Origin of the sequence: Peribacillus saganii, from assembly GCF_003429095.1 — a bacterium.
GTDB classification, from domain to species: domain Bacteria; phylum Bacillota; class Bacilli; order Bacillales; family DSM-1321; genus Peribacillus; species Peribacillus saganii.
Window position 1 is genome coordinate 1 of sequence record NZ_QVTE01000014.1, and the last position, 12,519, is coordinate 12,519.

General features: G+C 37.0%; 16 protein-coding genes. 9 read left to right on the top strand and 7 right to left on the bottom strand.

What is annotated here, in order from left to right; translation table 11 throughout:
- Window positions 1-157: 157 nt before the first annotated feature.
- Window positions 158-1,207: a DUF1835 domain-containing protein gene (locus tag D0469_RS05595; RefSeq protein WP_117325660.1), complete on the top strand. Its 1,050-nt coding sequence runs from the start codon at window positions 158-160 to the stop codon at window positions 1,205-1,207.
- Between the two features lie 115 nt (window positions 1,208-1,322).
- On the opposite strand, the gene D0469_RS05600 is transcribed toward D0469_RS05595, so the two are convergent.
- The 7 genes from D0469_RS05600 to D0469_RS05625 all read right to left on the bottom strand — a co-directional run bounded on the left by D0469_RS05600 (window position 1,323) and on the right by D0469_RS05625 (window position 5,742).
- Window positions 1,323-1,922, bottom strand: a complete 600-nt coding sequence (locus tag D0469_RS05600; RefSeq protein ID WP_158553357.1) for a WD40/YVTN/BNR-like repeat-containing protein — start codon at window positions 1,920-1,922, stop codon at window positions 1,323-1,325.
- A gap of 13 nt (window positions 1,923-1,935) precedes the next feature.
- Window positions 1,936-2,253: a hypothetical protein gene (locus tag D0469_RS20825; protein ID WP_142919162.1), complete on the bottom strand. Its 318-nt coding sequence runs from the start codon at window positions 2,251-2,253 to the stop codon at window positions 1,936-1,938.
- Between the two features lie 19 nt (window positions 2,254-2,272).
- Window positions 2,273-2,830, bottom strand: a complete 558-nt coding sequence (locus D0469_RS05605) for a TVP38/TMEM64 family protein (protein ID WP_117325662.1) — start codon at window positions 2,828-2,830, stop codon at window positions 2,273-2,275.
- The gene (locus tag D0469_RS05610) at window positions 2,827-3,513 is read right to left on the bottom strand and encodes a response regulator transcription factor (RefSeq protein WP_117325663.1); all 687 of its coding nucleotides are present in this window, start codon (window positions 3,511-3,513) and stop codon (window positions 2,827-2,829) included. The genes D0469_RS05605 and D0469_RS05610 overlap by 4 nt, the downstream gene beginning before the upstream one ends.
- A gap of 159 nt (window positions 3,514-3,672) precedes the next feature.
- Window positions 3,673-4,662, bottom strand: a complete 990-nt coding sequence (gene spoIIP / locus D0469_RS05615; RefSeq protein ID WP_158553358.1) for a stage II sporulation protein P — start codon at window positions 4,660-4,662, stop codon at window positions 3,673-3,675.
- A 125-nt stretch (window positions 4,663-4,787) separates the two neighbouring features.
- Window positions 4,788-5,117 carry a four-helix bundle copper-binding protein gene (locus D0469_RS05620; protein ID WP_117325665.1) on the bottom strand — a complete coding sequence of 110 codons (330 nt, stop codon included), beginning with the start codon at window positions 5,115-5,117 and terminating at the stop codon, window positions 4,788-4,790.
- A gap of 109 nt (window positions 5,118-5,226) precedes the next feature.
- Window positions 5,227-5,742 (bottom strand): hypothetical protein, encoded by a 516-nt coding sequence (locus D0469_RS05625; protein WP_117325666.1) that lies wholly within the window; start codon window positions 5,740-5,742, stop codon window positions 5,227-5,229.
- Window positions 5,743-5,818: 76 nt separating this feature from the next.
- Here D0469_RS05625 and D0469_RS05630 point away from each other — a divergent pair, with 76 nt between their 5' ends.
- The 8 genes from D0469_RS05630 to D0469_RS05665 all read left to right on the top strand — a co-directional run bounded on the left by D0469_RS05630 (window position 5,819) and on the right by D0469_RS05665 (window position 12,400).
- Entirely contained in the window at window positions 5,819-6,091 is a 273-nt protein-coding gene (locus D0469_RS05630) for a hypothetical protein (protein WP_117325667.1), read from the top strand.
- 168 nt (window positions 6,092-6,259) lie between these two features.
- Window positions 6,260-6,691, top strand: a complete 432-nt coding sequence (locus tag D0469_RS05635) for a cupredoxin domain-containing protein (protein ID WP_117325668.1) — start codon at window positions 6,260-6,262, stop codon at window positions 6,689-6,691.
- A 371-nt stretch (window positions 6,692-7,062) separates the two neighbouring features.
- Window positions 7,063-7,788, top strand: a complete 726-nt coding sequence (locus D0469_RS05640) for a hypothetical protein (RefSeq protein WP_117325669.1) — start codon at window positions 7,063-7,065, stop codon at window positions 7,786-7,788.
- Between the two features lie 376 nt (window positions 7,789-8,164).
- Window positions 8,165-8,542 carry a hypothetical protein gene (locus D0469_RS05645; protein ID WP_117325670.1) on the top strand — a complete coding sequence of 126 codons (378 nt, stop codon included), beginning with the start codon at window positions 8,165-8,167 and terminating at the stop codon, window positions 8,540-8,542.
- A 458-nt stretch (window positions 8,543-9,000) separates the two neighbouring features.
- On the top strand, window positions 9,001-10,128 hold the full coding sequence (locus tag D0469_RS05650) for a nucleotidyltransferase domain-containing protein (protein WP_117325671.1): 1,128 nt from the start codon (window positions 9,001-9,003) through the stop codon (window positions 10,126-10,128).
- On the top strand, window positions 10,118-10,564 hold the full coding sequence (locus D0469_RS05655) for a hypothetical protein (protein WP_117325672.1): 447 nt from the start codon (window positions 10,118-10,120) through the stop codon (window positions 10,562-10,564). Before D0469_RS05650 ends, D0469_RS05655 begins: the two co-directional genes overlap by 11 nt.
- Entirely contained in the window at window positions 10,557-11,519 is a 963-nt protein-coding gene (locus tag D0469_RS05660; protein WP_117325673.1) for a CBASS cGAMP-activated phospholipase, read from the top strand. The genes D0469_RS05655 and D0469_RS05660 overlap by 8 nt, the downstream gene beginning before the upstream one ends.
- A gap of 104 nt (window positions 11,520-11,623) precedes the next feature.
- Complete coding sequence (locus D0469_RS05665) at window positions 11,624-12,400, top strand: type II toxin-antitoxin system PemK/MazF family toxin (protein ID WP_117325674.1); 777 nt, start codon at window positions 11,624-11,626, stop codon at window positions 12,398-12,400.
- Window positions 12,401-12,519: the final 119 nt, after the last annotated feature.

A 12,519-nucleotide genomic window follows, 5' to 3' on the forward strand; every position in this document is an offset into this window, starting at 1 on the left:
AGAAAACAGGAGAAAACGTGAGATTTTCCTTTCTTCATTGAGGGAGGTTAGTTAAACAAGGAATTAGTTACCAATACCCTGAATTCTGATATATTGAGATAATCAAAAGATATCTTGACTTGTAAGGTAAGGAATTATACTTATGGAGGATTCTTTTATGGAAATAGAGAAAATAAACAAGATCGTAAAGGAATTACGAGAGAGAGACGCAAAGTTGCTTCTTAGTCATATTTTAAAGGAAATACATTATTTGAACGAGCAAGAGTATTCTGAGGAACAGTTTATTAAAGCTATGAAAAACGCATACAAAGCGGTTTTCGAGACTACTGAACAGCAGCAAAATAAAATAGAAGGACCCATCAAGGTTGTTCATATTCTGTTCGGGGATTCTGCTGCGGGATGTTTTAGACAAGTATTAAAGCAACTGGGAGCGTATAAAGACGAAAAGGTCATTTGTATTCGAGAAATGTTCTCTATCGCTCCAATCTGGAAATTTAATGAAGAAGTTGGAAAGCAGTCCAGGTATAATTGGTTGCAAAATAACTTGTCTGATGAAGATGGAGAGTTCGATGAATTTAAGGAAAGCTTCAACAGAGCTGTTAATCAAATTATGTCTATTAAAGAAGATATTCCTATTTATTTGTGGGCTGCTGAAAATGCTGAGGAGCAGACGGGACTTCGTTTTGTCGTGGATCTTTTAAAGGAAAAAAATAATGATATTTTCGTTATGAACGCAACAAAGGGATTTATTGAACTATTTAGTAAAGGGAAACGGAAATATACGATTGCACATACTGGCGAATTATCTCCAGATAATCTCCGAGCGATTTACGAAAAACAACGACAGGACCATTCCCCTCTAACCCAACATGAAAGGAATCAATATGAAAAGGAATGGCTTTCTCTCACTAAAAAAATAGAAACATTAAGAATTTGGAGAAACGAAACTGTACAAAGTGTTCCTGAAAACTATTTTGACGACCTTATTATAAATAGAGCGAAAAAACTCCACGGTAAACGTAAAGCAAATGAATTTTTTAAATCATTAAGGTTAATTGGAGATGTCCTTGGTCATATACATTTAGACCAGTATATAAGCGATACTTTCATAAACTATCGGTTACAAAAAATGATTGAAAATGGAATTTTTGAAATGGAAGGCAGTCTTGGGGCAATGAGATTATATAGTGTCCGTTTGAAACAATAATGGTATTTGGAATGGGATGGTAAAGGAAAGATTGTGAAAAATTGTTCTTAAACAAACGGGTGCTTTTGCAATTTAAGATAGAATTAAAGACTGCCAAATAGCAGTCTTTTTTCGGTTAGTCGGTCAGATTATCCCAGGTTGTACCGTTGTCCTCTGTTTGAAGGACTTCATTATTGTGTGTAACAAGCGTAATTTCTTCCCTGTTTTTAGGGTTGGATGCGATAAACATAACTGGATTTTTATCATTAATTTCAGTTGGAATATCGATCTTTACGTCTTTTTGATTAGTTAAATCTTGTTTATGTAGCTCAATGGAACCTGACTTTAATGAAGAATACAGCAAAGAATTTTCCTGGAACTCTAACGCCGTAATTTGATTTTCGTTAGAAGAAAGCTTAAACGTCTCCCCGTAATCATCGGATAGGAATAAACCATTACTTGAAGCGATACCCACTATATTAGGTTTATCAGGATGCGCCGCAATCCCGTAAATGGAATCGCCCTCAAAACCTAACATCTTGCTTTCTCTCCAGCTCTTTCCTTCATCTTCGGTAAAAAATAGACCTGATGATTTAAGCTGTGAATTAGGCTGTTCATTCAGTGCATAAATAACCTTACTGTTATAACTGGCAGCTAAGTAATGAAAGTCTGTTTCGCCGTACAAGGTAAGCTTTTTAAATGATTTACCTTCATCTGTGCTTTTAATCAGACCCAATGGATTCTCTAAGTTAGAGCCTTGCTCCAGGGTGACCGCTGGAATAGAATCCTTCCTTTGTTGGCTGAAAACCCATATAATCGTGTTTTTCATTGCTTGATGTGTACCACTTCTCTTTCGAGTATTTTACCAAGCCAAAATGCGTTGCAAAGTAGATGTCATTTTGATTTCCAGCGTAGCCCATCCCGTGTAGATGTTCCAGCTCCACTTCCTTTGTTTCTTCGTACATTGGTGTGCTGTCAGATTTGTTTTGTGTTGCCTCTTCACCCGCGCACCCCGTTAGGAAAAGACTTACTAAAGCAGAAGTTAATAACCATTTTAAGAATTTCATTTTTACCTCCGAGGATTGTTTACTTCGACTGATTTCTTTTTCTTACGATATAAAAGATGATAAAGATAACAAAAGCTATAACAGCAAGTATAATATTTTCGCTCATTGTGGATTCCAGTACATGTTGGACTGAATAAGCTTCAATCAATAGCGCAGGAAGCTTCCCAAGGGAACTGGCAATAAAGCAAAGCGTTATGCTTGTCTTACTTAAAGCTGCCGCCAGGTTAATCATGCCAGAGGGAATAAAGGGAAGAATTCTCAGCATTAAAATGATGAAAAATGCATCTTTACCATGTGTGTGTTGAAGCTTCACGAGCCATTTATTTTTGTTTAATATTCTAGGATTTAACCGCTGAATGCCTTTTCGGTACAGCCAAAAACTGACCAAAGCTCCTATACACTCTCCAAGAAAAGAAATAACAAGTCCTGTCCCAAACCCAAATACTGTGATATTAGCAGCCGTGATGAAAACACTTGGGATAACTCCAGCGACACTTATGACAACATTGAGTAAAATGCTAATAAAAATGGCAAAGGGTCCGCTAGTAGTTAACCAATCAACAATGACCGAACTCATGATGACTCTTCAGAGCTCCATTTATAGCCAACACCCCAAACGGTTTTCAGGTGCTGATCAATTGGGAAGCCTGCATGGCGCAGTTTTTCCCTGATGTTTCTAATATGAGAATCAATGGTTCGATCTTCGGTTTCTGTGCTAACACTCCAAAGGGTTGATAAAAGAAATTCCCTTGAATAGACCTTGTTAGGCGATTGCAATAAAAGCCCCAGGAGAGAAAATGCCTTTGGTGTAAACGGAATAGGCTCGTCTTTATAAAAGGCTTCAAATGCCGATTCATCCAAAGATAGACCTTTGAACGAAAGATTATTTTTGGGGATATTATTAGTACGGCGTAAAAGTGCTTCCATTCTGGCAAGTAACACCTCCTCGTTAAAGGGTTTAGTCACATAATCGTCTGCTCCTTTTTTCAATCCCTTAACCATTTCCTCATCTGCGCTTCTTGCGGTCAGCATGATGATTGGAACACCCGAGAATTGCCTTATCCTTTCGCATGTTTCCCATCCATCCATTTCTGGCATCATGACATCAAGGATCACTAAGTCAGCCTCTTCTTTTCGTAAGAATGAAAGGGTATCCGAACCTGAATTCTTTTTAATGCACGAAAAGCCATGCGGTGCTAAATATAATTCTAATAGGTCGAGCATACGCATTTCATCATCCACTAACAGCACTTTCTTCATGAGTAATTCTCCTTAAATACAATGGTAAAACGGGTCCCGCGGTCAGCGTTTTCAAACCGTTATCACCTTTCTTGGTTATTGCTTAATTGTAACGAATAATTGTGGAGAAAGTTTGCAGAAGAAACGAATCAAAAAGATCGGGTGCACATTGCACCCGAATTAGTACTGACTTACCATATGGGCTAAAGCGTCAGCTGTACGGTACAGCTCGTCTAACTTGTTATCAACCCCGCCAATTTCAACAATGACACTTTTAGGCGATAGGTCTTGATTATAGACTCCATTCCCCTGGGTGTTATCCTTTAATAAGACTCCTTTTGACAGACCAGGATAATTTGCAACCAATAACCTATGAAGGGTATTAGCAAATTCCAAGTTAGCTTGATAGTTTGGATGACCAGTTCCAACAACAAATAAGATTTGCGCATAGGCTTTTCCGTTAATAACAGCAGTGGTATTTTCTTTTCGAAGTGCATCTCGATGGATATCAAAGAAAATTTCCGCGTGATGGTTCTTCTTTTTTTCCTCTAACACTAATTGTCTCGACATATCGTATGAATGACCAAAATCCAAATTCATCTCATTTAACATAGTGATGATATCAGCATCACTAACATTATTTCTTATTCCATAATGTTTAAGAGCTTTTCCTAAACGTTCACCAACTAAACTTACATTGAAGGCGGAATGATAAGCCATTTCAGGTTTAGTGGCATTAGAAAAGTACGGCAGAAAGGATTCACGGTTATGAGAAAAATAGATGAAAGCCTCTTTATTTCCAACGTTCTTTTTCGGGGATTTCATGTTGATGTTGGGCTCTTTCATTCTACTTCTAATATCTGTAATTTCTTTGTGTTTAAGGCTACTATCCTTTGAAATAGCGTATGGATCAGGGGTTACTTCAACACCTGCTTCTTCACTTGATTGGCTGGGTAATTCGATGTTAGCATTGCCTGTATCATTACGATTTACACTAGCATTCTTTTGTTCTAGTACATGCTTTGTGTTAGAAACTTCCCTGGGTTGAATATCTCTGTCCTTTGACATAAACAAAAATATAAACAGTAGCCAAAGGATAAATAAGATAATACAAAACAGTAATAATCGTATGATGATTTTCCGCTTACTTTTCTTTTCGTTGCTGTTCATAGTTTCCTCACAGTTTGTAAATTCTTCATCATTGTAATTTGTTACATTGGAACATACAAGAAATAATTCCCGATCATACAAAAAGGCTACTATCGTTATGAATAGTAGCCCTGATAGTTTCAATCTTAAGCAGCCATCTTGCGGCACATTTCTGCACATCTAAAGCATGACTCAGCACATTTTTGGCAATGATCGTGGTCATGTTTTTTGCATTCGTTCCCGCATGCTTCACAAATGTCTGCACACAGCTTGCAGATTTGTTTAGCAAATGGGCTATTTGTTTGCATGGCTTTTACGGCAAAAACACACATATCCGTACATTCTCTATCTAAGCGAATGCATTCTGCCATCATTTGTACATGGTCCTCTTTTAAACAGGCATCGAAGCAAACATTACAAGCTTCCATACATTCTAAACAAGCTCGGATACATTCTTCATATTGTTGCTGGGTCATTTAATATCCTCCTTATAAAGAGATTTCATTTTCCTTCTACCCAGACTGTTTTAAAAAAAACGGAATAAACAAAACTCCTTAGAATCTGCACATTTTAAATAAAGTTACATCACTTCATGGAATTGTGATCAAAACGATAAAATATAACCATATTTTGAACGTGCCAAAATTCGATGGACTGGTTCCGTTTTTTATCCACATAACCTAAGATGTTTACTCCCTGTTCTGAGCGTAAGTAGGAGTTTTTGCCGTATGCGGATTTGACTTTCTTAACGGAGTCTCCAACCTTTATTCCTTTTGAGGTAGCTACATCTCGACCAACAATGAACCGTACGATTTCCCCGTACTTATTTACTGCAATTTCAATATCGCTGTCTATTTTAAAATACTTATGATTTTCATTATTAGCGCTCTCAAGTAGCTCTTCTCCATATTTATCTAGAAATTTCTTATCGTTAATATTATCAAAGAGATTCATCCCGTTAATGTTTTCTCCCTTTAGTTCAGTACTCGCTGTAAATGTATGATGATATGAACGCGGTAAGTTATGTTTTATCAATAAGAAAAAAACACCAGTAAGTAGCAGTGAGAGGATGATTATAATAAGTCCTATTTTTTTAAGCATTTAAGTCCTCCAGAGATCGTTGTTAAAAGCATGTACCATTTTTATGCTGCATAAGAATGAACTAAGGGGTGATCTTATGAATAGTTTTTCTTACTACTTTTTAGGTACATTATTATTGCAAGCTATTTTAATTTGTTTAAAAGGTTCTAAATTTAAAAGTAAAATCCCTCACATGAGTGGGATGATATTATCTATGACTTTTTCGATGACCACAGGCTTAACAGCAGGTGTGCTATTTGGTTCAATGTATCAGGAGAGCCTGTTTTATTCAACTTTTTTATCTATGACATTGGGCATTACAGGAGGTGTGCTTATTGGTATCCGTTTCGGCTTTCTTTCGGCAATTTAAGGGATGATGAGTGGTTTAATGGCTGGGATGATGGGAGCAATGCTGGGTGAGATGATAAATCTAGCGCAATAAAATATCATTTTATGCATCCTTCTTACAATTTCTTTATCCCTATTAATTTTGTTCTACATTCAGACAACTGATTCATCTGGCAAGGAAACAATTAATTTGTTTTGGTTTGTTAAGCCATTGCTAGTTGTTGCAGCGTTTGGCTCATATTTGCTATTTGGATTTTCTTTAAGTAAAAACGTTAATGCAACAAAAGAAGAGATGAGCGGTCATGAGCATCATATGAAATCAAATAGCATCCAGATTGAGACCATCGGTACTAAGTACAAACCATCAAATATCACCGTTAAAAGTGGAGAGAATGTATCATTGATTCTAAATAACATGGATTCTGTTGAACATGATCTCGAAATAAAAGATGCAAGCATTAAAAGTGTAAAGACGAACTCACCATTACATGTACACGCGATGCCCAATAGCAAAAATACTATACAATTTACACCGCTAAAAGCTGGGATATACGAATTTTATTGCACAATTCCAGGACACAAGGAAGCGGGGATGATCGGTGTTATGAAAGTAACAAAGTAAAAGACAGTTTTTGAAGCAGGTTAGTCTCCCTGTTTCTAAATTTAAATGCTTCATTTTGCAACTATTATATATAAGACTTACTTGCTTCTTTAAAAAGTATAGGTTGTTTATCATAAATGAAACAAGGTATGGGAATTATTTACCGCGATTTAAAGGGATTTGTTTTTTCTTTTTCAATCATTGTTTAAAAAGGAGTCGGTTCTCTTGGAATAGTATTTCAAACCAGACGGTATTTGGTGATAGAGGTCAATCAGTTATTCAGCAATCATTATTTTTTTTGCTTAATGCAACGACCTAGAACCGTTATGACTTGTTCTACTTGTTCACATCTCTTCATAAGTTGGATTAGTAGCAAACAAGGAGGGGTTTGGATGTATATTCGTAAATTCGGGAATGGTTCTTCTCGCTCTGCTGTGGAATGGGTCAAGGCGAATCTTAAGTTTATAGGGAATATCACTAGCTTTGAAGTCTATCAATATGAAGATGATATGCCAATTAAGTATAAGAAAGTGCCTGATATTTATGTAATTAATGATAATAGAGAAGACACCGAGAAAAGCTATCATCTTATCCTACGCGATGACGATGCAGAAAGGGAAACATGGCTAGGGGGCTGTAATTGCGGTTATGGAGGAACAGGACCTAGTGCCACAAAAGAAATCCTTCAAATTGCAGGCATTAAGATGGACTATAATGTCATCTCAGAAGAAAGCATTGTCAAGAGATATAATTTAATCCCTCATCATGATTTAAACATCATTGTCTTAAAACCTCTTGATAGAATGCATTACCGAAAAGAGGAACGATTGGTAGTAAGGCTGCAATTTGAAGAAGCCCATGAAAAATGGGAAACCAAAAAGATGCTTGAAGTATTGGGGAATTTTCAGCCACTAAGAGGTGAAAGTACATCTATTCTAGAGGCGACTTATTTTGCTGAACTTCCTTATTCAACTGAGCATGAGTGGCATGAATATGCTACAAATAATGGGCTAGTGTTAAGTAAACCTTTTCAAGGCTTAGGTAATGATACCTTAACCAGTATTATTGAAAACATCGGATATAAATTCAATGTACGATTAGACATCAAAGAGCTGTAAGGAAAAGAGAAAATGACTAATAAAGAATAGAAAAGCCAGGAGGAGAACTTTGAAATAATTTGAGAGGCAACAAGCGAGGATATTGAAGTGACTCCCGAAACCTAGTTATGATAGCAAATTCTTTTTGATAATCCTGCTGAATTAAGCTGCCATAAGGCGGCTTTTTCTTGTTGCACTGACAGCATGTCAGTTGATGAAGAGTTAGAATCATATTCTTTTTATCCAGTTAAAGGTTCCTAATAAGTGTGTATTTATTTCTAATAATGTTATCCGTATGTTCAAGTATTGATTAGGACGTTTTTCATCTATACGGCGGTCAATACACAATGAATAATCGTAACCTTCATTCATATATATTCACAAAGGAGGAATATAGGTGAATGTTAATCCGATTGTCCAAAATCAATTTACCGATTTGATGAACGAAATGTATGATTTTGAACCCTATTTTGAGCTGCTTTTATCAAGAGAGTTCTTCAAATCTCGCGGCATACCAATAGTAAACGAATATCCTCTATTGGAAACTTCCATACGAAAATACAGAAAAGCATTACAAGCTTTAAAAAAGAAAAAATATGATAAAAAGATTATGCTAACCATTCTCGAAAATGAAACATTTACTCAGGATATCGGTTTAAACCATAATCCAAATAGCTATTATACAATTCATTGGGATATTACGAAATTAAAGAAACTAGTCCATTGCAGTGGAATATCCATTACTATCAGAAACTCCGCAAATCCTTATTGTTGATGGTAATTATCGCTCCATTCGAAAATACCTTCGGGGCGATGAAAATATTGATGTTTACTTTATTCCAGCTAATATTCATTTCCAGGCGATGCTAGATGATAATAGTAAAACCGCTTATAAAATTCATCATAATTGTTATCACATCGCTTTGTATAGCAGGAGAAATTGCAACCCAAAAAGAGCTGAAAAGAATCTTGTATCTAGTTTTAAAAAATAGCCGCAACTATGCGGCTATTTCCATGGGGTAAAATCGATTTGCTTTTTGCACGAGAGAACTAACTTGTTTCGGTCAATAAGATTCTTGGCGTTTGCAGAAAAAGGGAATAAATCTAATGACACAATATGTAGTATTTGTTTTAAAATATTTATCTATATATCGTATATTTATCTTGACCAAGCATTTTCAGTCAGGATATAATAACCTCTGGGAACACATATTCGATGTAAGGGGGAATTTTATGTTCGGAAGTTTTAGCAATCAGTTGGATGATTTATTGCAACGTGTGGGTCACAAGCTTCAAATCAGCAAAACCCAGAGAAATCTGGCAGAACAACGTTATAATGCCGTTGGTACCTGGCTATCAGAAGATGAAAAATTCTTCAAAGGAAAAGATGTGGAAATCTATCCTCAAGGATCTCTAGCCATCAGCACTACTGTAAAACCACTGCAAAAACAAGAGTATGATCTTGATCTTGTCTGTGAAATTAAAGAAAACTGGCAGGGAAAAGATCCGATCAAGCTTCTTGACTCCATTGAACGACGCCTCAAAGAAGACGACACCTACAAGAAAATGGTTGAAAGAAAAAATCGCTGCATCAGGCTAAATTACGCCAATGAATTCCACATGGATATATTGCCTGCTCATCCAACGGATAAGGGTAATAACACCAACGTGAAAGTTCCTGACAGAAAAGCGGAGGACTGGAAAGACAGCAACCCAATCGGATATAGAGAGTGGTTTAATGAGCGGGCTGAAAAGTACGATAAAATCCTTTTCGAGAAAAATGCAGAGGCGACCATCGAACCGCTGCCCGATGATGAAAATCCAAATCTCAAGCCACCATTAAAACGGGCTGTTCAGCTTATCAAACGCTACCGCGATGTATATTTTGAAAACCACCCAGATTCTGCACCAATTAGCATTGTTCTTACAACGCTTGCTGGCAATCATTACGCGGGGCATCTTTCCGTAAATAGCACCATCGAAGATATCCTGCAAAAAATACTCTTTGAAATTTCAAAAGAAGATCGCCTGAAAGTTTGCAATCCAAGCAATCCTAATGAGGATTTAAGCGAGCGGTGGAATGATAAACCTGAACTTTACACTTCATTTGTTACCTTTATCCTCGACTTCAAGCAAAAATGGGACGAGCTTAACAAGCTACAAGGTATTGCGGAAGTAGCAAAAGAGCTTAAAGCAATGTTTGGCGAGAATGTCATCACAGAAAGTTTAAAAGAACAAGGTGATATCATGGGAAAAAGCAGAACGGCAAATACGCTTGGCATTGCTTCATCAGGCATTCTTGTTGCAGCAGCAAAAGATCCAGTTATCCCAGTTAGGAAAAATACATTCTATGGCGAGTAAGAAGGTTTGGTTTGACAATAAACTGCCTTTATCAAAACATGTCATTGCAATGGAACAGTTATATCCAGGCTTTGTTGTAAGCTGGAAGAAAAATACCGTCATTTGGACAGGAGATCTCAGACCAACAGATATGAGCGCTACATACACCGTGCAGATTTCTTATTCAATTGATATGACGCAGCCAAAAGTCATCGTCCTCTCGCCAAAACTAAAACGGCGGGAGGGTGAAAAAATCCCGCATATCTATCCAGGAGAAAAACTTTGCCTGTTTCGACCAAGAAAGAAGGAGTGGACAAAGGAAATGTTCATCGCTGAAACAATCGTTCCTTGGACAAGTCTTTGGCTCTATTACTATGAGATGTGGCATGCAACAGGAGAGTGGCTTGGCGGAGGAGAACATATTCGGTTAAAAAAGGGGAAGAAGAAGCATGCGTAAAATTTTATCAATCGACGGCGGCGGTATTAAAGGTGTTTTTCCTGCATCATTCTTGGCAAGTATTGAGGATGCCATAGAAGAGAATATCGGAGATTACTTTGATCTGATCATTGGTACCTCAACGGGCGGCATTATAGCACTGGGCTTAGCAAGTGGCATGAGTGCAAAAGATGTGCTTGCTTTTTATGAAAACGATGGTCCAGCCATTTTTAAAGGTAATCGAATCTTAAAAGGTCTTCAGTGGTTTTCCTCTGCAAAGTACAGTGAAGAACCATTGGATAAGGCTCTAAAGAATTGTTTTGGTGAAAAGAAAATCGGCGAATGTTCTACACGTGTTGTCGTACCTTCCATGAACCTTGATACAGGAGAAGTGCATGTGTATAAGACAGCTCATCATGTGCGGTTTAAAAATGACTACAAGAAAAGCATCGTGGAAGCAGCTCGTGCTACATCTGCTGCCCCAACCTTTTTCCCCAGCATGATTGCAGAAAGCGGTACGGCTTTAATAGATGGAGGAATGTGGGCAAATAATCCAGTGGGTACTGCTGTTGTGGAAGCAATTGGCGTGCTTGGCTGGCAGCCAGGCGAATTTAAGGTACTAAGTATTGGTTGTACAAAAGAGCCTTTCTCTGCTGATGGAGCAAGAAAAAGTGCCAAAGGCGCAGGATATTGGGCACCGAAACTAGCCGATGCTTTTATGAGCGGGCAAACTTCGCAGTCCCTTGGAACTGCACAGCTTCTAGCAGGTCATGAAAATGTTTATCGGTACGGCGATAACGTCATGCCAAAAGACAGATATAAACTTGATGGTATTAAGGAGATAAAATCGTTAAAGGGTCTTGGAGAGACAGAAGCACGAAAGGTGCTTCATCAAATCGAAGATGTGTTCTTTAAAGAAAAAGCAGAATCCTTTGTTCCATTTCATCAACTCATAAAAGAAGTAGAAGCAGGCTAAAAAAACACAGAGATCTTCTCTCTGTGTTTTTTGTTATCCGTTGAGCAGGTAAAATGTTTAATGATGTCGAATTATTCGTTGATTAAAGCATATGGAGGAAAATTATGGCGAAAATTGATACGAAATCATTATTTTCTATTCTAAACGCAGTTGATGAAAATAACCCAAAGTTAGCTCACACGAACCTGACTATATTAAATGAACTGCAAAATATATTGGCTGATACGGGACAAGCAATACAACGTTTAACGGAAGAAGAAGCTATAAAGACAATTCTTTGGCAGGGGGTGCTAAATGAATTTGGCATTTACGGGGATAAAAAAGGTACTAATCGAGTTTTTTATAAAAAGAACAAAGCCACTGGTAAATCTGATCCTACTACCTTTGCATCCGAATCATTTAGTCGCGGAAAAGTCTTAAGTATCGATTTTGGAACAAGTAACTTAGATTATGAGTTCTCACTTACGCACACTGGAATTGTTCTTGCAGAATATAAAAATTTACTTGTGGTTGTTCCTGTCACTTCACAAAAAGACAAAACGCTTACTTCCCTGCCTAAAGAAATTCAAGATGTTTTAATACCCATTACAAAAAAAGAGTACCCGTTTTTTGAAAATGACTCTTTCGCTTTGTTGCATCACATAAGATCTATTTCCAAAAATAGAATAACAAAAGTAATTGGTAGTGTTGCCAAAACAGACATAATGGATCAAATTGAAGAAAAATTATATGAAAAACATAGTGTTTTTATCAAATCTACCAATGATAAGAAAATCAAATCATTAGAAGAGCAGGTTGGGTTTTATGAAGAAAAGCTAAGAAAATTTAGTGAAATTTCCGCTAAAATCCCGAAAGGAAAATGGAAATTAAAAAAGAATTAATAATAAAGAAATAGGTTGACAAAAAGTTTGATGTTGCGTATAATAAACTCAAATAATATGTAGCCATTAGGGCGTTGAAACAAACACATACATTATGCCCCTCTATGGAGGGATAACCC

Bases quoted from the DNA above. Each gene is read 5' to 3' on its own strand.
- D0469_RS05640 (WP_117325669.1), top strand. From the start codon at position 7,063: ATGTATATTCGTAAATTCGGGAATGGTTCTTCTCGCTCTGCTGTGGAA.
- D0469_RS05595 (WP_117325660.1), top strand. From the start codon at position 158: ATGGAAATAGAGAAAATAAACAAGATCGTAAAGGAATTACGAGAGAGA.
- D0469_RS05610 (WP_117325663.1), bottom strand. From the start codon at position 3,513: ATGAAGAAAGTGCTGTTAGTGGATGATGAAATGCGTATGCTCGACCTA.
- D0469_RS05655 (WP_117325672.1), top strand. From the start codon at position 10,118: ATGGCGAGTAAGAAGGTTTGGTTTGACAATAAACTGCCTTTATCAAAA.
- D0469_RS05650 (WP_117325671.1), top strand. From the start codon at position 9,001: ATGTTCGGAAGTTTTAGCAATCAGTTGGATGATTTATTGCAACGTGTG.
- spoIIP (WP_158553358.1), bottom strand. From the start codon at position 4,662: ATGAACAGCAACGAAAAGAAAAGTAAGCGGAAAATCATCATACGATTA.
- D0469_RS05620 (WP_117325665.1), bottom strand. From the start codon at position 5,117: ATGACCCAGCAACAATATGAAGAATGTATCCGAGCTTGTTTAGAATGT.
- D0469_RS20825 (WP_142919162.1), bottom strand. From the start codon at position 2,253: ATGAAATTCTTAAAATGGTTATTAACTTCTGCTTTAGTAAGTCTTTTC.
- D0469_RS05605 (WP_117325662.1), bottom strand. From the start codon at position 2,830: ATGAGTTCGGTCATTGTTGATTGGTTAACTACTAGCGGACCCTTTGCC.
- D0469_RS05630 (WP_117325667.1), top strand. From the start codon at position 5,819: ATGAATAGTTTTTCTTACTACTTTTTAGGTACATTATTATTGCAAGCT.
- D0469_RS05660 (WP_117325673.1), top strand. From the start codon at position 10,557: ATGCGTAAAATTTTATCAATCGACGGCGGCGGTATTAAAGGTGTTTTT.
- D0469_RS05665 (WP_117325674.1), top strand. From the start codon at position 11,624: ATGGCGAAAATTGATACGAAATCATTATTTTCTATTCTAAACGCAGTT.
- D0469_RS05625 (WP_117325666.1), bottom strand. From the start codon at position 5,742: ATGCTTAAAAAAATAGGACTTATTATAATCATCCTCTCACTGCTACTT.